We start from the raw sequence: 23,079 nt of genomic DNA on the forward strand, positions 1-23,079 counted from the left end.
CCATCGGTGCGACGGCCCTCGTTTCACGTGAAACATCCGTGGGGGAGTGCCTCGGCGGCCTGGCGGGACGCCCCGGCGGCCTCGGCTCAGTCCGAGGGGCCGCCGAAGATTCCGCCCCCTCCGTTGCCGTTGCCATTTCCGCCGTTGGCGCCACCACCGCCGACCGGGTCCTCCGTCGGAGGCGGAGACTCACCGCCGGGCCCGCCGTCGACGCCGCCGTCGGCACCGCCGTTCTCCTGACCACCGTCGTGGTTGCAGTCCCAGTCGAACGGGTCACAGGACTCGCCGGGATCGGGCGAGTGCGACGGTGGCTTCGAGGTCTCGGACTTCGTGGGCGTCGGAGAGTGGGTCTCCTCCGGCTCCTTGGTCTTGGTCGGGGTCGGCGGCGGAGGCGGAGTCTCGCCGACGACCTTGCCGATCGGGCCGGGCACCGGGAAGTTCACGACAGCCTTGCCCTTGAGCGCGTGCTCCATGTAGTCCTGCCAGATCTGCGCGGGGAACGAGGCGCCGTGGATCTTCGCCTCGCCACCCGTGCCGAACATCTCCAGGAACTTGCGCTTCTTGTTGGTCTCGTCGTCGTCGAGGCGGTACATGCTGACCGCGGTCGACAGCTGCGGGGTGTAGCCGACGAACCAGGCGGACTTGTTGCCGTCGGTCGTACCGGTCTTGCCGGCGACCTGGCGGCCGGTTAGCTGGGCGGAGGTACCGGTGCCCTTCTCCACGACGGTCCGCAGCACGTCGGTCACGTTGTCGGCGACCTCCGCGCTGAACGCCTGCTTGGTCTGCTTCTCGTGCCGGAAGACCGTGTCACCCTCGTGCTCGACCTCCTTGACCGAGTACGGCTCGTTCTGCTTGCCGCTCGCCGCGAAGGTGGAGTACGCGCCGGCCATCCGGATCGCGCTCGGCGACGAGGTACCGAGCGAGAAGGACGGGTAGGTGGCACCGGCCATGGAACTGTCGTCCTTGAGACCGGCCTCCATGGCGGCCTGCTTCACCTTCTCCAGGCCGACGTCCATGCCGAGCTGCACATAGGCCGAGTTGACCGACTCCCTCATCGCCTCACGAAGGTCGATCTGGAAGCTGGGACGGTTGTAGGACTGGTTACCGTCGTTCTTCTGGTTCCACTGCTTGCCGTCGCGGTCCGTCCAGATCTGACCGTTGTACTTCTGGATCTTCAGCTCGTTCTTGCCGCTGTAGAGACTCTTCGGGTTGACGATGGTGCGCTCGGACTCCGTCTGCTCTTCCGGCCCGTCCGGGTCACGCACGCCGTACTTGAACGCGGCCGCCAGCACGAACGGCTTGTACGTCGAACCGACCTGGGCACCGGTCTGGTCGGCGTTGTTGGTGAAGTGCTTGGTCGCGTCCTCACCGCCGTAGATGGCCTTGATCGCGCCGTCCTTCGGGTCCACCGAGGCGCCGCCGAACTGAACGTGCGTGTCCTTGTCCGGACGCACCTTCGGCTTGATCCTCTCCTTGCGGACCTTGTTCACCGCGTTCTCGAGCTCCTTGACCTTCCTCCTCTCGAAGGTCGTGTGGATCTCGTAGCCGCCCCGCTGGAGCTGCTCGGCGGTGATGTTGGTGTTCCTGATGACGTACGCCTTGGCCAGGTCCACGAGGTAACCGGTCTGGCCGGCCAGGTCCATGTTCGACCGCGGGTTCTGCAGCTTCGGGAACTTCGTGAACCGGGCCCGCTGCTCGCTGGTCAGGCGGCCGTCCTTGACCTCCTCGTCGAGGATCCACTTCCAGCGCTTCTTGGCGCGCGTGGTGTTGTCCTGCTTGTTGGCCGCGGGATCGATCTCGGGGTAACCGGCGGGGTCGTAGTACGTGGCGCCCTTCAGCACGGTCGCCAGGAAGGCGCACTGGCTCGGGTCCAGCTTGCTGGCTTCCTCGTTGAAGTACGCCCGGGCCGCCGCCTGGATGCCGTAGGCCCCACGACCGTAGTAAGCGGTGTTGAGGTAGCCGGCCATGATGTCCTCCTTGGACACCGTCCGGCCGACCTTTATGGAGATGAAGAGCTCTTTGAACTTCCTGGTGAACGTCTGCGACTGATCGCCGAGTCGCGCGTTCTTCACGTACTGCTGGGTGATCGTGGAGCCACCCTGCGTCTGCCCGCCCTTGGCCATGTTGACGAGGGCACGGGTGATGCCCATCGGGTCGACGCCCTTGTCCTTCTCGAACGTCTTGTTCTCCGCCGACATGACGGCGAAGCGCATCTCCTTGGGGATGTCGTCGTAGTCGATGATCTGACGGTTGCGCTCACCACCGGTCGCGACCATCTGCTTGCCGTCGGCCCAGTAATAGACGTTGTTCTGGGCCTTGGCGGCCTTGTCGACCTCCGGCACCTCCACCAGGGCGTACGAGATGCCGGCGACCGCCATCAGACCGCCGAAGAAGCCGAGGAACACGCCGGTGACCAGACGCCACGAAGGGACCCAGCGGCGCCCGCCCGACTTGCCCGCTCGCGGGTAGTCGATGAACCGCTTCTTGCGGGGAGGCTCCGCGCCACGGCCCCTGCCACGGCCGGGCCCGGGCGGTCCGCCGGACCCGCCGCCGCCACGACGGCCGCCACCGCCGCCCGCGCGCCCGCCGCCGTCGGGCGCCCTGCGGCGTCCGCCGCCCGCGCCCACCGAACCACTGCGCTGTGCGGCGCGACGGGCCTCGGCCCTGCCGCCATAAGGGCGGCCCCCGTCGTCGGGTGCCCCGGAACCGGGCCCCGGTCCTCCGTAGGAGGCAGAGGGTGATCCTGTGTCGCCCCGTGGTGCCGCGCGTCGGCCGGACGGCGCCCCTGGGGTGCCACGCCTGGCCGCGGCGCGTCCGCCGCCCTGCGGCTGCGGCGGTTTGCGACGGTGCTCGCTCATCGAACGATTACTCCTCGGGCAGGCGCAGCTGTCCACGCCTGGAAACGGCGGCTGGTTTCCGGTCCCCCCGAAGTGCGGAAGCGCCCGTTCCTGAACGCGCCCGCACTACACCGAGGACCACGACGCTCCCTGACGTCACTTGGTTCCCGGCGGCATGCATGGCGCACAGACTACGCACCGTCAAAACCCTCTTAGAGCCGAAGTTCACCCCAAATCAGGCAAGTTACTTCCTACGAATCGGTGATGTGACGCCGTTCACCGTGCTCCCTCTTGTCTCATCCGGATCGCCGTTCTATCGTCTCGATGTATCGAGTCGATACATCAGCTCGGCATAAAGGCCGTACTGAGGGACCGTGGCAGACGGGAGGCGAAGATGAGCAGGCGCTCCGGCATCCTGGAATTCGCCGTCCTCGGCCTGCTGCGCGAATCCCCGATGCACGGCTATGAGCTGCGCAAACGACTCAATACTTCGCTGGGAGTGTTCCGTGCCTTCAGCTACGGGACGCTCTACCCGTGCCTCAAGACGCTGGTCGCCAACGGCTGGTTGATCGAGGAGTCGGGCAGCACCCCGGAAGACGCCCTCGCAGCGCCGCTCGCGGGACGTCGCGCCAAGATCGTCTATCGATTGACGGCGGAAGGTAAGGAGCACTTCGAGGATCTGCTCTCGCAGACCGGCCCCGACGCGTATGAGGACGAGCACTTCGCCGCCCGCTTCGCCTTCTTCGGGCAGACCTCGCGAGACGTCCGGATGCGGGTGCTCGAGGGCCGCCGCAGCCGCCTCGAAGAGCGCCTGGAGAAGATGCGCGCCTCCCTGGCCCGTACCCGGGAGCGCCTTGACGACTACACGCTTGAGCTGCAGCGGCACGGCATGGAATCCGTGGAGCGCGAAGTGCGCTGGCTGAACGAGCTCATCGAGAGCGAGCGAGCGGGACGGGACCAGCAACGGTCCGCCCCCGACAGCTCCGCTCAGCAGAACAGCACATCTGGGGAGTCGGCGGGCCTGCCCCGGCGGCGGGAGACCAACCCGCCGCCGGATCCGTCCGATGACCCCACCAAGTGAGACCCAGCGTTCCGCGGGGTTTCATCCGGAATACCGAGATCACACAGGGAGCAACCGGAATGGGTTCGGTTCGCGTAGCCATCGTCGGCGTGGGCAACTGCGCCGCCTCGCTGGTCCAGGGCGTCGAGTACTACAAGGACGCAGACCCGGACACCAAGGTCCCGGGCCTGATGCACGTCCAGTTCGGCGACTACCACGTCGGTGACGTCGAGTTCGTCGCCGCGTTCGACGTCGACGCGAAGAAGGTCGGCCTCGACCTCTCGGACGCCATCGGCGCCAGCGAGAACAACACCATCAAGATCTGCGACGTGCCGAACAAGGGCGTCACCGTCCAGCGCGGCCACACCCACGACGGCCTGGGCAAGTACTACCGCGAGACCATCGAGGAGTCCTCCGAGGCCCCGGTCGACATCGTCCAGATCCTCAAGGACCGCCAGGTCGACGTCCTCGTCTGCTACCTGCCCGTGGGCTCCGAGGACGCCGCGAAGTTCTACGCGCAGTGCGCCATCGACGCCAAGGTCGCGTTCGTCAACGCTCTCCCGGTCTTCATCGCCGGCACCAAGGAGTGGGCGGACAAGTTCACCGAGGCCGGTGTCCCGATCGTCGGCGACGACATCAAGTCGCAGGTCGGCGCCACCATCACGCACCGCGTGATGGCGAAGCTGTTCGAGGACCGCGGTGTCCGTCTCGAGCGCACCATGCAGCTCAACGTCGGCGGCAACATGGACTTCAAGAACATGTTGGAGCGCGACCGCCTCGAGTCCAAGAAGATCTCGAAGACGCAGGCCGTCACCTCGCAGATCCCGGACCGTGAGCTGGGCGAGAAGAACGTCCACATCGGCCCGTCGGACTACGTGGCGTGGCTCGACGACCGCAAGTGGGCGTACGTCCGCCTCGAGGGCCGCGCCTTCGGCGACGTCCCGCTGAACCTGGAGTACAAGCTCGAGGTCTGGGACTCCCCGAACTCGGCCGGTGTCATCATCGACGCCCTGCGCGCCGCGAAGATCGCCAAGGACCGCGGCATCGGCGGCCCGATCCTCTCCGCGTCGAGCTACTTCATGAAGTCCCCGCCGGTCCAGTACTTCGACGACGAGGCCTACGCGAACGTCGAGAAGTTCATCAAGGGCGAGGTCGAGCGCTAAACAGCTCTCTCCTTGTCGCTTGTCGAGGGTCCTCGGGCATTCCGCCCGGGGACCCTCCTCGTATGTGAGGCTGTGATTCATGGCTGTCGTCGGTGACCTGCGGATACTGCTGCGACTGCGGGACTTCCGACGGCTGCTCGCCGTACGGCTGGTCTCCCAGGGTGCGGACGGCGTCTATCAGGTCGCGCTCGCCACGTACGTCGTCTTCTCCCCCGAGAAGCAGGCCTCACCCGGAGCGATCGCCTCCGCCATGGCCGTACTGCTCCTCCCGTACTCCCTGGTCGGCCCCTTCGCGGGCGTCCTCCTGGACCGCTGGCCGCGCCGCCAGGTCTTTCTCTACGGCAACGTTCTGCGGGCCGCCCTGGCGTCCCTGACCGCCGTCCTGATGCTCAGCGACGTGCCCGACTGGCTCTTCTACGCCTCCGCGCTCTGCGTCACGGCCGTCAACCGCTTCGTCCTCGCGGGGCTCTCGGCCGCGCTGCCCCGCGTGGTCGACGCCGACCGTCTCGTCATCGCGAACTCCCTGTCACCGACCGCGGGCACGCTTGCCGCGACCCTGGGCGCCGGCCTCGCCTTCGTGATCCGTCTGGTGGCCTCGGACTCGGACGCGGCCGTGGTCCTCTGCGGCGCCGGCCTGTACCTCTGTGCGGCGCTCGCCTCGCTCCGCATGGCACGCGAACTGCTCGGCCCCGATCCGGATCTGGTGCGGCCACGGCTGGCGACCGCGCTGGCCGGCACGGCACGCGGCCTGGGAGCGGGGGTGCACCACCTGAGGCAGCGCCCCGCGGCCGCCCGCGCGCTGGCCGCGATGACAGTGCTGCGGTTCTGCTACGGCGCGCTGACCGTCATGGTCCTGATGCTGTGCCGGTACGCCTGGACGTCGACGGAAGCCGACGGGCTCGCGCTGCTCGGGCTGGCCGTGGGGATCTCCGGCGCGGGGTTCTTCGTGGCGGCCGTGGTCACGCCCGCGACGGTGGGGCGGCTGGGCCCAGGTGGCTGGATCGTCACCTGCGCGGCAACGGCGGCGCTCCTCGAACCCGCACTCGGTCTCCCCTTCGCACCCGCCCCTCTCCTCGTCGCCGCCTTCCTCCTCGGCCTGACGACCCAGGGCGCGAAAATCGCCACGGACACGGTGGTGCAGTCCTCAGTGGACGACGGCTTCCGCGGACGGGTCTTCTCGATCTACGACGTGCTCTTCAACGTGGCGTTCGTGGGCGCGGCAGCGGTGGCGGCCTTGATGCTGCCCCCGGACGGCCGATCGGTTCCGCTGGTCCTGGTGGTGGCTCTGCTCTACGCGGCGGTTGCTGGCGGTATGGCCCGTTTCGGCGCGCAATAAGTGTCACATCAATGACACAGAGCCCCTCTGGGCTACAGAGATGTCGATGGACCCGGATAACTTACGGGCGTCGTATTCGCGCCATCGCGCTCTCGTTCGAGGGGGACCCCCAAAGTGACCACTCCGCCGCCCCAGGGCCAGACTCCGTACCCGCCCCAGGGCCAGAACCCCTATGGCCAGCCCCAGGGCGGCGTCGCTCCGTACGGTCAGGCCCCCGCGGCTCCGTACCCGCCGCAGCAGGGTCAGCCGGGCGGACCGACGGCCCCGTACCCGGCCTTCAACCAGGGCGGTCCCGTCCCTCCGTCGGCCCCCACCCGCCGCGGTGGCGGCAAGAAGCTGCTCCTGCGTATCGGCGGCTTCATCCTGGTCGCGATCCTCATAGCCGTCGGCAAGTGGTACATGGGCAAGAGCGACGCCGAATCCACCAGCGTCGGCAGCTGCATGCACAACAAGGGCACGCAGATCCGGCCAGAACTGGAAGAAGTCGACTGCTCCTCGAGCGATGCCGAGTTCGAGGTCGTCGAGAAGTTCGACGGCACGAGCGACAGCTCCAAGTGCGAGACGGTCAAGACCTCAGAGATCGCCTACTACCAGCAGGGCAAGGGCCACAACGTCGTGCTCTGCCTGAAGAAGGCGTAGCAGGTACACCAGAACCAACCGAGGGGCGTTGTTTCACGGTTTCACGTGAAACAACGCCCCTCGGCGTATGTCAGGGAGCGGGTGTTTCACGTGAAACACCCGCCGGTCCGGCTCAGCTCTGGGCTGCCCACCACTCCTTGAGCGCCGCGACCGCCGCGTCCCGTTCCATCGGGCCGTTCTCGAGGCGCAGTTCCAGCAGGAACTTGTAGGCCTGGCCGATCACCGGGCCCGGGCCCACGTCCAGGACCTTCATGATGTCGTTGCCGTCCAGGTCGGGGCGGATCGAGTCCAGCTCTTCCTGCTCCTGGAGGCGGGCGATGCGCTCCTCCAGGCCGTCGTACGCGCGCGACAGGGCGTTCGCCTTGCGCTTGTTGCGGGTGGTGCAGTCGGAGCGAGTCAGCTTGTGCAGGCGCTCCAGGAGGGGACCCGCGTCGCGTACGTAGCGGCGTACGGCCGAGTCCGTCCACTCTCCCGTGCCGTAGCCGTGGAAGCGCAGGTGGAGTTCGACCAGGCGCGAGACGTCCTTCACGAGCTCGTTGGAGTACTTGAGCGCCGTCATGCGTTTCTTGACCATCTTGGCGCCGACCACCTCGTGGTGGTGGAAGGAGACCCGGCCGTCGCCCTCGAAACGCCGCGTCTTCGGCTTGCCGATGTCGTGCAGCAGCGCCGCGAGCCGCAGCGTCAGATCGGGGCCGTCCGTCTCCAGGGCCATCGCCTGCTCGAGGACGATCAGCGAGTGGTCGTACACGTCCTTGTGACGGTGGTGCTCGTCCCGCTCCAGACGCAGGGCGGGGAGCTCGGGAAGGACCCGCTCGGCGAGGCCCGTGTCGACGAGGAGAGCGAGGCCCTTGCGCGGGTGTGCGGAAAGGAGCAGTTTGTTCAATTCGTCCCGTACGCGCTCCGCGGAGACGATGTCGATGCGCTCGGCCATCGCCGTCATCGCGGCGACGACGTCCGGAGCCACCTCGAAGTCCAGCTGCGCGGCGAAGCGTGCGGCCCGCAGCATGCGCAGCGGGTCGTCGGAGAAGGAGTCCTCGGGGGTGCCGGGGGTGCGCAGAACACGGTCCGCGAGGTCGTCGAGCCCTCCATGGGGGTCCACGAACTCCTTCTCGGGGAGCGCCACGGCCATCGCGTTCACGGTGAAGTCACGGCGCACGAGGTCTTCCTCGATGGAGTCGCCGTAGGACACCTCGGGCTTGCGCGAGGTCCTGTCGTACGCCTCCGACCGGTACGTGGTCACCTCGATCTGGTAGCCGTCCTTCTGGCTGCCGACCGTGCCGAAGGCGATCCCGACCTCCCACACCGCGTCGGCCCACGGCCGGACGATCTTCAGTACGTCCTCGGGGCGGGCATCGGTCGTGAAGTCCAGGTCATTGCCGAGCCGGCCCAGCAGGGCGTCCCTGACCGAACCGCCGACCAGGGCGAGGGAGAACCCGGCCTCCTGAAAACGGCGGGCGAGGTCGTCCGCGACAGGGGACACACGCAGCAGTTCACTGACCGCGCGGCGCTGCACCTGACTCAGGGCGCTGGAATTGTCTTCATTGGCGTTCGGCACAACAGAAAAGGGTACGTGCCCCGCGCGCCCGCGGCCGACCCGATTACCGCCCGCCCGCGGGCCCGTGCAGCCGCCCCGGCGCGTCTTCCGATCACGTGGAGCAGTCCGCGGCACTTCGCCACAGCGCGCATCGTTACCATGCGTGGACGCACAACCGACGACCACTGACGACGAGGGACGGGCGAACGCGTGGCCGAGGCGGCAGACTTTCCGGGGACGAGCCCCTCACCTGCCCGCCGGTGGCTGCGGCGCGCCGCAGCACTGCTGGTGGGTACCCCTTTGCTAGCCGGACTGCTGCAGGCACCGGTGGGCCCCGTGGCGCATGCCACAGGACCCGGCGCGAAGACGGAAGCCGCGGCGTCGCGCGTGAAGGCCGACGCCACCGGATCACGCACCGTCGACGTCTCTCTCGACGCGCTCACCCCCACCGCCCCCGGTGAGGACGACACCCTCACGGTCTCGGGCACGGTGACCAACAACGGCAAGCAGACGGTGACGGGAGCGCAGGTCGGGCTCCGCGTCGGTTCGGCCCTCGGCAGCCGCAGCGAGATCGACAGCGCCGCGAAGCGCACGGGCTTCCAGCCGGGCGTCGACGGCTCGGAGGTGGGCGGGAAGTACGTCGAGAAGATCGCCAAGCTCACACCCGGCGTGCGACAGGACTTCAGCATCTCCGTACCGGTGAAGGCGCTGTCCCTTGGCGCCAACGGCGTCTACCAACTGGGTGTCACCCTCACCGGCCAGAGCGCCGCACAGCCCTACCCCCAGGTGCTCGGGATCGAGCGGACCTTCCTGCCGTGGCAGCCCGACGCCGCGGACACGAAGACGAAGACCACGTACCTGTGGCCCCTCACCACCGCCACGCACCTCACGGCGAGGACCGGCTCCGACGAACTGCAGACCCCCGTCTTCAAGAACGACGACCTCGCCGACGAGCTGGCCCCGGGCGGGCGCCTGGAACAGCTGCTGTCCCTCGGCAGCCGTCTGGACGTCACGTGGGTCATCGATCCGGACCTGCTCGCCTCGGTCGAGGCGATGACGAAGAACTACCGGGTCGAGAACCCCGACGGAAAGACCAGCAGGGCGGGCAAGCAGCAGTCGGTCGCCGGCCAGTGGCTCAACGACCTCCAGACCGCCGTCAAGGACAAGAAGGTCGTCGCGCTCCCCTTCGCCGACCCCGACCTCGCTTCCCTCGCGCACACCGGCAAGACGGTCAGCGGCTCCCTCGGCCACCTCAAGGAAGCCACCGACGCGGGCTACAAGGCGGTCACCACGATTCTTCAGGTGAAGCCCAGCACCGACTTCGCCTGGCCCGCGGACGGAGCCATCGACCCGTCCGTCGTGGACGTCGCCACCTCCGCCGGCGCGCACACGGTGATCGCCCGCAGCGACAGCCTGCGCGAGACCAACGGCCTGCAGTACTCGCCGTCCGCCGCCCGGCCCATCGGCGGCGGCACCACCGCGGTGGTGGCCGACGCGCGGCTGTCCACGGCCTTCCAGGGCGACATGACCGGGGCGGAGAACTCCACCCTGGCCGTCCAGGAGTTCCTCGCCCAGAGCCTGATGATCAACCTGCAGGACCCCGACAGGCAGCGGAGCATCGTCGTCGCTCCGCAGCGCATGCCCACGGTCAGCCAGGCGCAGACCATGGAGAAGGCGCTCAGCTCCCTCGCGGGCGGAAAGTGGTCGCAATCGCAGGACCTGGCTGCCGCCGCGAAGGCCAAGCCGGATCCGCAGGCCACCACCCAGGTGCCTTCGGCCGCCGCCTACCCGGCCGCACTGCGCAAGCAGGAGCTGCCTCGCACAGCCTTCGAGAAGATCCAGAACACCAAGAACTCGCTCGAACGCTTCCAGGTGATCCTCACCGCGAAGGACCGTGTGGTCACCCCCTTCGGGAGGGCCATAGACCGCGAGATGTCGACGTCCTGGCGCGGCCACCCGACGGAGGGGAATTCGTACCGGCAGAGCGTGTGGGCGTATCTCCAGGAGCTCACCAAGCAGGTCTCGCTGGTCCAGAGGTCCGACGCGAAGCTCTCCGGCCGCAGCGCGACCATCCCGGTGTCGGTGCAGAACAATCTGGTGCAGGGCGTCGACCACCTGGTCCTGCGCCTCTCCTCCAACAACCCCACCCGCCTGAAGATCGGCGACGGGCAGTTCGAAGAGAAGCAGATCAAGATCGCGGGCGGTCATTCCCAGTCCGTGAAGTTCACCACCACGGCCAACGCCAACGGCCCCGTCTCGGTGTATGCGCGGCTCTACACCGAGGACGGAGAGCCCTACGGCGAGCCCGTGCGCTTCGACGTCAACGTCACCGAGGTCACCCTCACCGTGATGCTGGTCATCGCCGGCGGACTCCTGCTGCTCGTGCTCGCGGGCTTCCGTATGTACACCCAGCGCAAGCGCGCGGCCCGCAAGCGCGCCCAGGAGGGCCCGGACGAAGGCCCGGGACAGGGCCCCGAGGACGGTCCGGGCCACGGCCCCGAAGGCGAATCCGGCGGTGACGCCGGGACGGATGACCCCGAGCACCCGAGTGACCCGACACCGGACACCGCTCCGGAAAGCACCGACCCGTCGGACACGGGTGAGAGAGTGGACCGTTGAGCGATGTCGTGGCCGGTGGGCCCGGGGACGATGAGGTGGGGTAACCATGAACGCGCCGTACGACGGTGACCGTGGCCAGGGTTCGGGCGGCTCCGCCTCGCCCGGAGGCCCGCCGCCCGGCTCCCCCGAGCACGGGCAGGTACCCCCGCAGCCCGCGCCGGACATCTATCTCCAGGACGCCTACGACCAGGACCCCTACCGGGCGCAGGACCTCTCCGCCCAGGACCCGGTGTCGGAGGCGCTCTACGACCGCGCGGCGCACCCCCCGCCGCCGCCCGGCACCTACCAGCAGCAGCCTCCGCTCTACGCCCAGCCGCCCTCTCCGCACCACGCCCCCGACCCGCGCGTGTGGGCGCAGACTCCGGCACCCGAGCCGGAGGGCCCGACCCGGCACCTCCCGTACGGCGACGACGCCCGTACGACCCAGTTCGTGGGCGTCGACGACCTGGTCACCCAGGCCGGCGAGGAGCACCACGAGCCGGACGCGTTCGCTCACCTCTACCGTGACCAGCAGCCGGGCGGTTACCGCGGCCAGCAGTCCGCCTATCAGCAGGACGAGTACCAGCAGGGCGGCTATCAGCAGGCCGGCCACCCGCAGGCCGGGTACCAGCAGGGCGGTTACCCGCAGGGGGCGTACCAGCAGGGCGGCTATCCCGAGAACGACGGCTATGCGCAGGGGGACGGCAACGGCTACCCCCAGGGCAGTGGCTACCCCCAGGGCAACGACTACCGGCAGCCCGTCCACGGCGGATACCCGCCGGCCGACCAGCCGATCGTTCCGAACCCCGCGGCCGCCCCGGCAGCCGCGCCCGTGACCGCCCCCGCGCCCGCGGCCGCACCGGCGTCCGCAGCCAAGACGGGCGGGCGCGCCTCGAGCCTGTTGAAGTCGAGCGCACTCATGGCGGCGGGGACGATCGTCTCCCGCCTCACCGGCTTCCTGCGCACCCTGGTCATGGCCGCCGCGATCGGCGTCGGCACGCTCAACGACTCGTACCAGGTCGCCAACGTCCTCCCGACGATGATCTACGTCCTCGTCGGCGGCGGCGCCCTGAACGCGGTGTTCATCCCGCAGCTCGTCCGGGCCATGAAGAACGACGACGACGAGGGCGAGGGCTACGCCAACCGCCTCCTGACCCTCGTGATGGTCCTGCTCGCGGCCGTCACCGTCATCTGCGTGGTCGCGGCGCCCATGCTCATCCGCATGATGTCGCCGACGATCGCCGACAACCCCGCGAAGATGGACGTCGCCGTCACCTTCGCCCGGTACTGCATCCCCACGATGTTCTTCATGGGACTGCACGTCGTGCTCGGTCAGATCCTCAACGCCCGCGGCCGCTTCGGCGCGATGATGTGGACCCCGGTCCTCAACAACATCGTGATCATCGCGACGTTCGGCGCCTTCATCTGGGCCTTCGGCAGCTTCACCGATTCCGAGGTCAACGCGGGCAGCATCACGCCCGACGGGGTGCGGCTGCTCGGCATCGGCACCCTGCTCGGCCTGACCGTGCAGGCGCTCTCGATGCTGCCGTACCTGCGTGAGGCGGGCTTCAAGCTGCGCCTCCGCTTCGACTGGCGCGGGCAGGGCCTCGGCAAGGCAGCGCGCCTCGCCAAGTGGACGTTCTTCTTCGTCCTCGCCAACCAGCTCGGCATGATCGTCGTGACCCAGCTGGCCACCAGCGCCGGCGCGACGGCCGAGGACCACGGGTACTCGGGCACCGGCATCACCGCGTACAACTACGCGCTGCTGCTGTGGCAGATGCCGCAGGCCATCATCACGGTCTCCGTGATGACCGCGGTCCTGCCCCGCATCTCCCGCTCCGCGAACGACGACGACCCCGCCGCCGTCCGGGACGACATCTCGTACGGCCTGCGGACCTCCGCCGTGGCGATCGTGCCGTGCGCCTTCGCCTTCCTCGCCCTCGGCGTCCCGATGGCCACGCTGCTGTACGCGGGCTCCGGCTCGGGCGCGCAGAACATCGGCTACACCCTGATGGCGTTCGGGCTCGGCCTGATTCCGTACTCGGTCCAGTACGTCGTCCTGCGCGGCTTCTACGCCTACGAGGACACCCGCACGCCGTTCTACAACACCGTGATCGTGGCGGCCGTCAACGCGGCGGCCTCGGCCCTGTGCTTCTTCGTCCTGCCCGCCCGGTGGGCCGTGGTCGGCATGGGCGCCTCCTACGGCCTCGCCTACGCCGTCGGCGTCGGTGTCGCCTGGCGGAGGCTGCGCGCGCGGCTGGGCGGCGATCTGGACGGCGCCCAGGTGGCACGTACGTACACCCGGCTCTTCGGCGCCTCGGTCCCGGCGGCGATCGTCGGCGGCGGCATCGGCTTCGCCATCCTGAGGGTGATGGGCACCGGCGCGTTCAGCTCCTTCGTGGCGCTGGTCGTCGGCGGCATCGCACTTCTCGGTGTCTTCTTCGTGGCCGCCCGGAAGATGCGGATCGCGGAGCTCAACTCCATGGTCGGCATGGTCCGCGGCCGTCTCGGTCGGTGAGATGAGCGGGCCCGCACAACCATCGTCGGCCACCGTGTGTCGTGCATAGCGCCGGACTGTGGGCACAATTGGCTTTGGCGTCTGACGAAGCGCAATGGATGGGGAGGCAGGAACGACGGTGGCGGAACGGAGCACGGCTGCCGTCGACGTGGCAGACAACAGCGGCGACGAGCCGCTGACCGCAGAGGCGGAACAGGCCACGGCCGACGGGGTGGCCCAGACCCGGGAGCGGGACACGGCAGCAGAAGAAGAGGCGGCGGAGACCGACAAGGCAGAGAGCCGCGGGGTCTCCTCACCCCCAGAACTGCACAGTGGCCACAAGCTCGCCAGACGCTACCGGCTCGAAGAGTGCGTCACCCGTCTGGACGGTTTCAGCAGCTGGCGTGCGGTCGACGAGAAGCTCCGCCGTGCCGTCGGCGTGCATCTCCTGCCCGCCGACCACCCGCGGGCCCGCTCGGTCCTCGCGGCGGCCCGTTCCTCGGCGCTGCTCGGCGACCCGCGCTTCGTGCAGGTCCTGGACGCCGTCGAGGAGAACGACCTCGTCTATGTGGTCCACGAGTGGCTCCCGGACGCCACGGAACTCACCGCGCTCCTCGCCGCGGGGCCGCTCGAGGCCCACGACGCCTACCAGCTGGTCAGCCAGGTCTCCCAGGCCATGGCCGCGGCGCACCGTGAGGGTCTCGCGCACCTGCGCCTGACCCCCGGCGCCGTGCTGCGCACGTCCACGGGCCAGTACCGCATCCGCGGCCTCGCCGTGAACGCGGCACTGCGCGGCATCACCTCCGAGACGCCCCAGCGCACGGACACGGAAGCGATCGGCGCTGTCCTGTACGCCTCGCTCACCCAGCGCTGGCCGTACGAGGACGATGCGTACGGCCTCTCCGGGCTTCCCAAGGACGTCGGCCTCATCGCCCCCGACCAGGTGCGCGCGGGCGTCCACCGCGGCCTGTCGGAGCTCGCCATGCGCGCGCTCGTCAACGACGGCGCGACCGCTTCCCGCCAGGACCCTCCGTGCACGACACCAGAGGAGCTGGTGAAGGCGATCGGTGAGATGCCCCGCATCCGCCCGCCGGAGCCGGTCTTCACCGCACCCCCCGAGTACCAGCGCACCACGTACCAGCAGGGCACGTACGGCCGCCCTGCGGCCCATCCCGGGGCCACCCAGCCCGTGCCCACCCCGCCGCCCCCGCTGCAGAGCCGCACCGGCAGAGTCCTGAAGTGGGGGGTCTCCGCGCTGCTCATCGCCGCGCTGGGCCTCGGCAGCTGGCAGTTGGCGGACGCCCTGATGGACCGGGAGAACTCCGGGGACTCCGGTACGTCGCACACCAACGACGGCGACGACAAGGGTCAGCCGAAGCCGGCGAAGCCGATCCGTATCGAGAACGGTCAGGAACTCGTCGTCGGAGGCAAGACACAGGACCCGTCGAGCGTCAGCCACACGTACGACAAGGACGCGTCCTCGCTCTGGCGCACGAAGACGTTCAGGGAGGGGCCGCGGCTGGCCCCGTTCAAGCCCGGCGTCGGTATCGTCTACGACCTCGGCTCGGAGCAGGACGTCTCCGAGGCGTCAGTGGCCCTCCGGTACAGCGGCGACCACACCAAAATCTCGCTGTACGCCGCGGACTCACTGACGCCCTCGGCGGACGTCGGCTCCATGAAGGAGATCGGCACCGCCACCACGACCAGCCAGACCTTGAAGCTCAAGGCCAAGAAACCGGTGAAGTCGCGGTACGTGCTGCTCTGGATGACCGAGGTGCCGAGGTCCCCTGTCGACGGGTACTACGGCGCCGGGTTCAAGCAAGCCATCACGGACGTGAAGCTCAAGGGCTGAGGGATCGGCCCGCCACGGCTCACTGGGGGAGGGGGTTCGACGATGGACAGCACCGCACACGGTGACATGGGCGATCAGGACCTCCTCGCCGCTCATGTCGCCGGCGACACCGACGCCTTCGGCGAGCTGGTGCGTCGCCATCGTGACCGGCTGTGGGCCGTGGCGCTGCGCACCCTCGGGGACCGCGAGGAGGCGGCCGACGCGGTGCAGGACGCCCTGGTCTCCGCCTACCGCGCGGCACACACGTTCCGCGGGCAGTCGGCCGTGACGACGTGGCTGCACCGGATCACCGTGAACGCCTGCCTGGACCGAGCGCGCAAGGCGGCCTCCCGCAAGACCTCCCCCATCGACGACGCCGAGCGCCTCGAGCAGCTCCTGGAACCGGAGGAGTCGGCCGCCGCCCCCGTCGAGCGCGGCGACCTCCACCGGGAGCTGGTGGAGGCTCTGGGCACCCTCCCTCACGATCAGCGAGCCGCCCTCGTCCTCGTGGACATGCAGGGCTATCCGGTGGCCGAGGCCGCCCGCGTCCTGGAGGTGCCCACGGGCACGGTGAAGAGCCGCTGCGCCCGCGGCAGGGCCAGACTCCTGCCGCTGCTCACTCATCTCCGCACGAGTCCGCCTCCGAGAGACGGGGACAGCAGCGACGGGGAGAGCGGCGACGGGAGAAAAGCGAAACCCCGCTCAGGAAGGAACCGGACGCAGGGGACATCCGTCCCACCGGCAGCAGAGCCACGGGATACAGGACCAAGTGATTCAGCTGCCGTGAAGGGCGGAGGTGGGCGAGCGTGACGGATACGACCGACTCGGCCGGGCACCCGGACGTCGCTGAGATCTCGGATCTGAGCGAGGGCCTGCTCTCCCCGTCGCGCACGAGTGACGTACGCCGGCACCTGGAGGACTGCGAGCTCTGCGCCGACGTCCACGCCTCCCTGGAGGAGATTCGCGGCCTGCTCGGCACGCTGCCAGGGCCGCCGCGTATGCCGGACGACGTCGCCGGGCGTATCGACGCGGCGCTGGCGGCCGAAGCGCTGCTCGACTCCGCCAGCTCCGAAGGCCTGCTCACGGGGAACGAGCCGTCCGGCCCGGTGTCCGTCGCCTCGTCCTCTCCCGCGTCGTCGTCCGACTCGTCGCTCTCCCCTTCACCCGCCCCGGTGCGTGTTTCACGTGAAACAACGTCCGCACCCGCCTCCTCCGGCGGCGCCGCTCGTCCTGCGGGCCATGCCCGTGCTGCCACCGGTCCGGGCCGCGGCAGCCGTCCGCGCGGCACACGTCGACGTACGGCGGTGCTGGGCGCTGTCTTCACCGCCGCCGCGATCGGTCTCGGCTCCCTGTTGATCCAGACCATGGGCGACGATTCCGACGGGACGACAGGGACGGCATCCGAGCGGCAGAACTCAGCGAGCAGCTCGTTCTCCGGACAGAAGCTCGACGGCCGTGTCGCCGACCTCCTCAAGAAGAACGGCCCGCACAAGACCGGCGGGAAGTCGGACACCTCGACACCGTCCTTCGACACTCGCTCCAGCCCGGAGTCCCCCGAGAAGAACTCCCCGAGGACCGCGGTCCAGGTGCAGGTGCCCGATTGCATTCAGCGCGGCATCGGCGACAGGACACCGCTCGCCGCAGAAGAGGGTTCGTACGAGGGCAAGCGCGCCTACCTCGTCGTGGTGCCTCATGACTCCGACAGCACCAAGGTGTCCGCCTACGTTGTCGACGCCGCTTGTGTGGGCAAGTCCTCGCCGTCCGTCGGCAAGGTCCTCATGACACACGCGTACCCGCAGAGCTGACGGCCCGGACTCCTTCCGGGGCACTTTTCTCCGGGTCGTTTCCCATGCCGTTCCTCCGCCGTTCAACGCTGCGGCCAGCGGTCTTGTGGCGTATGGCACTCCTCGCCGTGGCTCGCCTCCGTGTGCGCGGACACGGTGGGGAATGCATGCCCCGTAGGATCCGTTGGGTGGGGTGAGAGCCATGAGACAGGCACCCACCAGCAGTACGCAGCAGTCCCCAGAGACGAGGAATCAAGCCGTGACCGACGTCCGTAACGTGATCATCATCGGCTCCGGGCCCGCCGGCTACACGGCGGCGCTCTACACCGCGCGCGCGTCGCTGAAGCCGCTGGTGTTCGAGGGCGCCGTCACCGCAGGCGGTGCGCTGATGAACACCACCGAGGTGGAGAACTTCCCCGGCTTCCAGGACGGTGTCATGGGCCCCGAGCTCATGGACAACATGCGCGCCCAGGCCGAGCGCTTCGGCGCCGAGCTCGTGCCGGACGACATCGTCGCCGTGGACCTCACCGGTGAGATCAAGACCGTGACGGACACCGTGGGCACCGTGCACCGCGCGAAGACCGTCATCGTCACGACCGGCTCCCAGCACCGCAAGCTCGGTCTGCCGAACGAGGACGCCCTCTCCGGACGCGGCGTCTCCTGGTGCGCCACCTGCGACGGGTTCTTCTTCAAGGACCAGGACATCGCCGTGATCGGCGGTGGCGACACCGCGATGGAGGAGGCCACCTTCCTCTCGCGCTTCGCCAAGTCCGTGACCATCGTGCACCGTCGCGACACCCTGCGTGCGTCCAAGGCGATGCAGGAGCGTGCCTTCGCCGACCCGAAGATCAAGTTCGTCTGGGACAGCGAGATCGCCGAGATCAAGGGCGAGCAGAAGCTCTCCGGTCTGACGCTGCGCAACCTCAAGACGGGCGAGACGTCCGAGCTGCCGGTGACGGGCCTCTTCATCGCGATCGGCCACGACCCGCGTACCGAGCTCTTCAAGGGGCAGCTGACGCTCGACGACGAGGGCTACCTGAAGGTCGACGCGCCCTCGACCCGGACGAACGTGCCCGGTGTCTTCGGCGCCGGTGACGTCGTCGACCACACGTACCGTCAGGCGATCACAGCAGCCGGTACCGGCTGCTCCGCCGCTCTCGACGCCGAGCGCTTCCTCGCTGCGCTCGTGGACAACGCGACGGCCGCCGTCACCGTCTGACACCTCTTCCCCACCGCACCACCGAGTAAAAGGAGCCTTCCCGTGGCCGACCTGCAGAACGTGACCGACGACTCCTTCGAGGAGGTCGTCCTCAAGAGCGACAAGCCCGTACTGGTGGACTTCTGGGCTGCCTGGTGCGGCCCGTGCCGCCAGATCGCCCCCTCCCTCGAGGCGATCGCCAAGGAGCACGGCGACAAGATCCAGGTCGTCAAGCTCAACATCGACGAGAACCCCGGCACCGCCGCCAAGTACGGCGTCATGTCGATCCCGACGCTGAACGTCTACCAGGGTGGCGAGGTCGCCAAGACCATCGTCGGTGCCAAGCCGAAGGCTGCCATCGAGAAGGACCTGGCGGACTTCATCGCCGAGTAATCAGTGGGCGATGTTTCACGTGAAACACGAATGGACCAGTCCCTCCAAGGGCTGGTCCATTCGCCGTTTCACAACGGTCGGAGCGCCGGTTCCTTCTGCACCGCCCCCAGCAGTCGGTCGAGCGCCAGCTCGACGTCTTCCTTCCAGGAGAGCGTCGTACGGAGTTCGAGCCGCAGTCGCGGATAGGAGGGGTGCGGGCGGACCGTCTTGAAGCCCACCGACAGGAGATGCTCCGCGGGCAGCACACACGCAGGCTTCTCCCACCGTGCGTCCCCGAAGGCTTCGATCGCCTTGAAGCCCCTGCGCAGCAGATCCTTCGCGACCGTCTGAACGATGACTCGTCCCAGCCCCTGCCCCTGGTAGCCCGGCATGATCCAGGCTGTCATCAGCTGGACCGCATCCGGCGACACGGGACTCGTGGGGAAGGCCGTAGAGCGCGGAACGTACGCCGGAGGGGCGTAGAGCACAAAGCCCACTGGCACGTCATCGACGTAGACGACCCGACCGCAGGACCCCCACTCCAGCAGGACGGCGGAGATCCACGCTTCCTTCTCCAGCTCGGGCGTTCCGGCTTTTACCGCGGCCTGGCCGCTGACCGGGTCCAGCTCCCAGAAGACACAGCCCCGGCACCGGTTGGGAAGGTCCGGGAGGTTGTCCAGTGTGAGCGGTACGAGCCGACGCCCCATGTAGGCGGTTCCTCACTTCCGTCGGCCGCCGCGCTGCGGGCGGCTGTCAGCGCACTGCGTTCCCTGAGCAGGCTGCCGACGAAACCGCCGACCGCTCCCAGCCCGAGGCCCGCGGTCATCAGTCCGGTGCGGCTCATCGTTCGCATGACCCCCGCCTCCTCAATGAGGTGCCGTCAGGTGGATGCGCCATACCCGAACGCATCGTATCCACGATGAGATTGCATCGAAACCGTAGGAAAGCAAAGAGCGGGCCGTGTTCCGGACAGACCGGACACGACCCGCTTTCGCGGTACTGACCTCTGCGAATCAGGTGTGGTCGTCCTCGGTGTCGTCGCTGTCCGAGGTGTCTTCGGCCAGTCCGTTCTTCAGGACCGGTCCCTCGCCCGGAGCCAGCGTGCTGAGGATGCGCTCCAGGTCTTCCAGGGAGGCGAAGTCAACGACGATCTTCCCCTTCTTCTGGCCCAGGTCCACCCGGACACGGGTCTCGAACCGGTCGGAGAGCCGCGTGGCCAGCGTGCTGAGAGCCGGCGAGACCCGAGCCCCGGCACGCGGCCCCTTGGACTTCGGGGCGCTCTGTGGCCGTGAACCCATGAGGGTCACGATCTCCTCGACAGCACGCACCGAGAGGCCTTCAGCGACGATCCGGTGGGCCAGCCGGTCCTGCTCCTCCGAGTCCTCGACGGAGAGCAGCGCCCGGGCGTGCCCCGCGGAGAGGACTCCAGCGGCGACCCTGCGCTGCACGGCCGGCGAGAGCTTCAGCAGTCGCAGCGTGTTGGAGACCTGCGGGCGGGACCGGCCGATCCGGTCCGCCAGCTGGTCGTGCGTGCAGTTGAAGTCCTTGAGCAACTGGTCGTAGGCCGCGGCCTCTTCCAGCGGGTTCAGCTGGGCACGGTGCAGGTTCTCGAGAAGGGCGTCCAGAAGGAGCTTGTCGTCTTCGGTGGCCCGCACGATGGCAGGGATGCGCTCAAGGCCCGCCTCACGGCACGCCCGCCAGCGCCGCTCGCCCATGATGAGCTCGTAGCGCGCGGGACCCAGCTGCCGCACCACGACCGGCTGGAGAAGACCGACCTCCTTGATGGAAGTCACCAGCTCGGCGAGGGCATCCTCGTCGAACACCACACGAGGCTGCTGCGGGTTGGGCGTAATGACGTCGAGCGGCAGCTCGGCGAAGTGCGCGCCGGCCACGGTCTGGTTCTCGGGCGACTCCGCGGCTTGCTGGGGCAGCGGCTCCGCCGTTTCATGTGAAACAGGGCTCTGCGGGAGCGATGTCACCTTCGCGGCAGCCACGCCTCGCTCGGCGGTCAGTACCGGGACCGCCGTGGGGGAGGTCGATCCTCCGCCCACGCTCTGCGGGGCCTGCTTCTCCGTCGGGGCAGCGGGGATCAAGGCACCGAGGCCTCGCCCCAGCCCTCTGCGTCGTTCGCTCACTGCATCCCCTCCGTCATGCTGTGCTGGTCGTTCTTAGCGCCCATGTGGGCGTGCTGGACGTCGTAGTGCACCCCGATCCCTCGCAGCGCGATCTCACGTGCCGCTTCGAAATAGGAGAGGGCGCCGCTCGACCCCGGGTCGTAGGTGAGGACTGTCTGTCCGTAGCTCGGCGCTTCAGAGATGCGGACCGACCTCGGGATGCTGGTCCGCAGGACCTCCTTGCCGAAGTGGTTGCGCACCTCGTCCGCGACCTGCGAGGCGAGCCGGGTCCTGCCGTCGTACATGGTGAGCAGGATCGTCGACACATGCAGGTTCGGATTGAGGTGTCCCCGCACCAGATCGACGTTGCGCAGGAGCTGCCCGAGTCCTTCCAGTGCGTAGTACTCGCACTGAATGGGGATCAGCACCTCCGCGCCGGCCACCAACGCGTTGACCGTCAGGAGGCCCAGTGACGGCGGGCAGTCGATGAGGATGTAGTCCAGCGGCTGCTCGTACGCCTGGATGGCTCGCTGCAGTCGGCTCTCGCGTGCCACGAGTGACACGAGCTCGATCTCCGCACCGGCGAGATCGATGGTGGCCGGGGCGCAGAACAGCCCCTCGACGTCGACAACCGGCTGGACGACGTCGGAGAGCGGCTTGCTCTCGACCAGTACGTCATAGATGGACGGGACTTCGGCGTGGTGGTCGATACCGAGGGCCGTGGAGGCGTTGCCCTGAGGGTCGAGGTCGATCACCAGGACGCGTGCGCCGTGCAGAGCAAGTGAAGCGGCGAGATTGACGGTCGTCGTCGTCTTGCCCACTCCACCCTTCTGATTGGCGACCACCATGACGCGGGTCTGCTCGGGGCGCGGCAGACCTTCGCCGGCGCGGCCGAGCGCTTCCACCGCCAGTTGGGCAGCACGACCGATGGGTGTGTCGTCCATCGGGGTCGGAGTTTCACGTGAAACATCCTCCCCCGCCGATTCGGTACGGGGACCGGGGACCGGATCGGTCATCGGTCCCGCGATGTTGGCGTCGGACCGCAAGGATTCACTCTCCTCGACATCAGGCTCGCAATGAACAGAGCCTCCCATGCTTTGAGGGTCATGAACCAGCGAGGCCCGGTCTTCTGTGGACGAATCCACCTCTGTGGACAACTCCGTGCCCTTATCGAGGGAACCGAGTGGTCGACGGTCGCGGGGTTCCGCAGCGCGGCCGCGGCTGATGATGCCATGCAGCAGTGAGCGACGTTTCACGTGAAACACGATGCACGGCGGCCGGGGTGCCGCTGGTGCGACACCCCGGTATGGGTACGTTTGGCAGCTTTTGTGGAGTACGGCTCGCCGTCAGGACGGATCAGCGGCGGCGGCGTGCACGACCGGTACGAGCGGCCTTGGCGCGCTTCGCCGCGAAGCGCACACCGCCGGGGCTCTCCCCGACCTCGACCCGCACGACCGTGGAGAGCGGGTCCACCACGCCCTCGCCGACATGCAACACGGACGTGTCCACCGCACCGAGCTTGCTCAGAGCAGCGCCCGCCGCCTTCACCTCTTCCTCCGCGGTATCGCCCTTGAGGAGCAGCATCTCCCCGTACGGACGCAGCAGGGGGACGCCCCAGGCTGCCAGGCGGTCCAGCGGTGCGACGGCGCGAGCCGTCACCACGTGGACGGGCGGCAGCTTGCCGAGGACTTCCTCGGCCCGTCCCCGCACGACCGTCACGTGGTCGAGCCCGAGCAGCTCCACCACCTCGGTGAGGAAGTTCGTGCGCCGCAGCAGCGGCTCCAGGAGCGTGATCTTCAGGTCGGGCCGGACCAGCGCCAGCGGGATACCCGGCAGCCCCGCACCGGAGCCGACGTCGCAGACCGTGACGCCCTCGGGAACGACCTCGGACAGCACGGCGCAGTTCAGCAGATGCCGCTCCCACAGCCGCGGTACTTCGCGAGGGCCGATCAAGCCTCGCTGCACTCCCGCGTCGGCCAGCAGTTCCGCGTACCGGACCGCGTCCGAGAAGCGCTCGCCGAATACCGTCCGGGCCTCTTCCGGCGCCGGGGGGAGCTCCGCTGCCTCCGTCACGGGGACCGTCCTTCCGTACCGCACTGGGGTGGCTGTCTATCAG

17 protein-coding genes are annotated in these 23,079 nt (G+C 68.6%); 11 read left to right on the top strand and 6 right to left on the bottom strand.

The features are described from left to right. Positions 1–86: 86 nt before the first annotated feature. Complete coding sequence (locus AC07DO_RS12080) at positions 87–2,858, bottom strand: transglycosylase domain-containing protein (RefSeq protein WP_479058931.1); 2,772 nt, start codon at positions 2,856–2,858, stop codon at positions 87–89. A gap of 373 nt (positions 2,859–3,231) precedes the next feature. On the opposite strand from AC07DO_RS12080, the gene AC07DO_RS12085 reads away from it, so the two are divergent. The 4 genes from AC07DO_RS12085 to AC07DO_RS12100 all read left to right on the top strand — a co-directional run bounded on the left by AC07DO_RS12085 (position 3,232) and on the right by AC07DO_RS12100 (position 7,035). Then, the gene (locus AC07DO_RS12085) at positions 3,232–3,918 is read left to right on the top strand and encodes a PadR family transcriptional regulator (RefSeq protein ID WP_479058933.1); all 687 of its coding nucleotides are present in this window, start codon (positions 3,232–3,234) and stop codon (positions 3,916–3,918) included. A 59-nt stretch (positions 3,919–3,977) separates the two neighbouring features. Next, positions 3,978–5,060: an inositol-3-phosphate synthase gene (locus AC07DO_RS12090; RefSeq protein WP_479058935.1), complete on the top strand. Its 1,083-nt coding sequence runs from the start codon at positions 3,978–3,980 to the stop codon at positions 5,058–5,060. Positions 5,061–5,139: 79 nt separating this feature from the next. Next, the gene (locus AC07DO_RS12095) at positions 5,140–6,396 is read left to right on the top strand and encodes an MFS transporter (RefSeq protein WP_479058937.1); all 1,257 of its coding nucleotides are present in this window, start codon (positions 5,140–5,142) and stop codon (positions 6,394–6,396) included. 114 nt (positions 6,397–6,510) lie between these two features. Next, positions 6,511–7,035, top strand: a complete 525-nt coding sequence (locus AC07DO_RS12100; RefSeq protein WP_479058939.1) for an LppU/SCO3897 family protein — start codon at positions 6,511–6,513, stop codon at positions 7,033–7,035. Positions 7,036–7,147: 112 nt separating this feature from the next. Here the strand turns inward: AC07DO_RS12100 and AC07DO_RS12105 are convergent, their stop codons facing one another. Then, positions 7,148–8,590, bottom strand: a complete 1,443-nt coding sequence (locus AC07DO_RS12105; protein ID WP_479058941.1) for a CCA tRNA nucleotidyltransferase — start codon at positions 8,588–8,590, stop codon at positions 7,148–7,150. Positions 8,591–8,779: 189 nt separating this feature from the next. On the opposite strand from AC07DO_RS12105, the gene AC07DO_RS12110 reads away from it, so the two are divergent. From AC07DO_RS12110 to trxA, 7 genes are all read left to right on the top strand, one after another. After that, complete coding sequence (locus tag AC07DO_RS12110) at positions 8,780–11,188, top strand: DUF6049 family protein (RefSeq protein WP_479058942.1); 2,409 nt, start codon at positions 8,780–8,782, stop codon at positions 11,186–11,188. 46 nt (positions 11,189–11,234) lie between these two features. Next, the gene (gene murJ, locus AC07DO_RS12115) at positions 11,235–13,685 is read left to right on the top strand and encodes a murein biosynthesis integral membrane protein MurJ (RefSeq protein WP_479058944.1); all 2,451 of its coding nucleotides are present in this window, start codon (positions 11,235–11,237) and stop codon (positions 13,683–13,685) included. Positions 13,686–13,803: 118 nt separating this feature from the next. After that, positions 13,804–15,516, top strand: coding sequence for a protein kinase family protein (locus AC07DO_RS12120; protein WP_479058946.1), 1,713 nt, complete (start codon positions 13,804–13,806; stop codon positions 15,514–15,516). Positions 15,517–15,558: 42 nt separating this feature from the next. Next, on the top strand, positions 15,559–16,305 hold the full coding sequence (sigM, locus tag AC07DO_RS12125; RefSeq protein ID WP_479058948.1) for an RNA polymerase sigma factor SigM: 747 nt from the start codon (positions 15,559–15,561) through the stop codon (positions 16,303–16,305). Further along, positions 16,302–17,300, top strand: coding sequence for an anti-sigma factor family protein (locus tag AC07DO_RS12130; RefSeq protein ID WP_479058950.1), 999 nt, complete (start codon positions 16,302–16,304; stop codon positions 17,298–17,300). The genes sigM and AC07DO_RS12130 overlap by 4 nt, the downstream gene beginning before the upstream one ends. A gap of 238 nt (positions 17,301–17,538) precedes the next feature. Next, positions 17,539–18,498, top strand: a complete 960-nt coding sequence (gene trxB, locus AC07DO_RS12135) for a thioredoxin-disulfide reductase (protein ID WP_479058952.1) — start codon at positions 17,539–17,541, stop codon at positions 18,496–18,498. 42 nt (positions 18,499–18,540) lie between these two features. Next, complete coding sequence (trxA, locus tag AC07DO_RS12140) at positions 18,541–18,870, top strand: thioredoxin (protein ID WP_150217426.1); 330 nt, start codon at positions 18,541–18,543, stop codon at positions 18,868–18,870. A 68-nt stretch (positions 18,871–18,938) separates the two neighbouring features. Here trxA and AC07DO_RS12145 read toward each other — a convergent pair whose 3' ends face one another. From AC07DO_RS12145 to rsmG, 4 genes are all read right to left on the bottom strand, one after another. Continuing rightward, positions 18,939–19,556 carry a GNAT family N-acetyltransferase gene (locus tag AC07DO_RS12145; RefSeq protein ID WP_479058954.1) on the bottom strand — a complete coding sequence of 206 codons (618 nt, stop codon included), beginning with the start codon at positions 19,554–19,556 and terminating at the stop codon, positions 18,939–18,941. Between the two features lie 306 nt (positions 19,557–19,862). Next, the gene (locus AC07DO_RS12150; RefSeq protein ID WP_479058956.1) at positions 19,863–20,984 is read right to left on the bottom strand and encodes a ParB/RepB/Spo0J family partition protein; all 1,122 of its coding nucleotides are present in this window, start codon (positions 20,982–20,984) and stop codon (positions 19,863–19,865) included. After that, the gene (locus AC07DO_RS12155; RefSeq protein WP_479058957.1) at positions 20,981–22,057 is read right to left on the bottom strand and encodes a ParA family protein; all 1,077 of its coding nucleotides are present in this window, start codon (positions 22,055–22,057) and stop codon (positions 20,981–20,983) included. The genes AC07DO_RS12150 and AC07DO_RS12155 overlap by 4 nt, the downstream gene beginning before the upstream one ends. A gap of 262 nt (positions 22,058–22,319) precedes the next feature. Then, positions 22,320–23,036: a 16S rRNA (guanine(527)-N(7))-methyltransferase RsmG gene (rsmG, locus tag AC07DO_RS12160; RefSeq protein WP_479058959.1), complete on the bottom strand. Its 717-nt coding sequence runs from the start codon at positions 23,034–23,036 to the stop codon at positions 22,320–22,322. Positions 23,037–23,079 lie beyond the last annotated feature (43 nt).

Source organism: Streptomyces sp. NPDC045678, assembly GCF_056432085.1.

Coding starts and splice junctions, on each gene's coding strand:
- murJ (WP_479058944.1), top strand. CDS start 11,235: ATGAACGCGCCGTACGACGGTGACCGTGGCCAGGGTTCGGGCGGCTCC.
- sigM (WP_479058948.1), top strand. CDS start 15,559: ATGGACAGCACCGCACACGGTGACATGGGCGATCAGGACCTCCTCGCC.
- AC07DO_RS12080 (WP_479058931.1), bottom strand. CDS start 2,858: ATGAGCGAGCACCGTCGCAAACCGCCGCAGCCGCAGGGCGGCGGACGC.
- AC07DO_RS12155 (WP_479058957.1), bottom strand. CDS start 22,057: ATGGGAGGCTCTGTTCATTGCGAGCCTGATGTCGAGGAGAGTGAATCC.
- AC07DO_RS12095 (WP_479058937.1), top strand. CDS start 5,140: ATGGCTGTCGTCGGTGACCTGCGGATACTGCTGCGACTGCGGGACTTC.
- AC07DO_RS12145 (WP_479058954.1), bottom strand. CDS start 19,556: ATGGGGCGTCGGCTCGTACCGCTCACACTGGACAACCTCCCGGACCTT.
- AC07DO_RS12090 (WP_479058935.1), top strand. CDS start 3,978: ATGGGTTCGGTTCGCGTAGCCATCGTCGGCGTGGGCAACTGCGCCGCC.
- AC07DO_RS12085 (WP_479058933.1), top strand. CDS start 3,232: ATGAGCAGGCGCTCCGGCATCCTGGAATTCGCCGTCCTCGGCCTGCTG.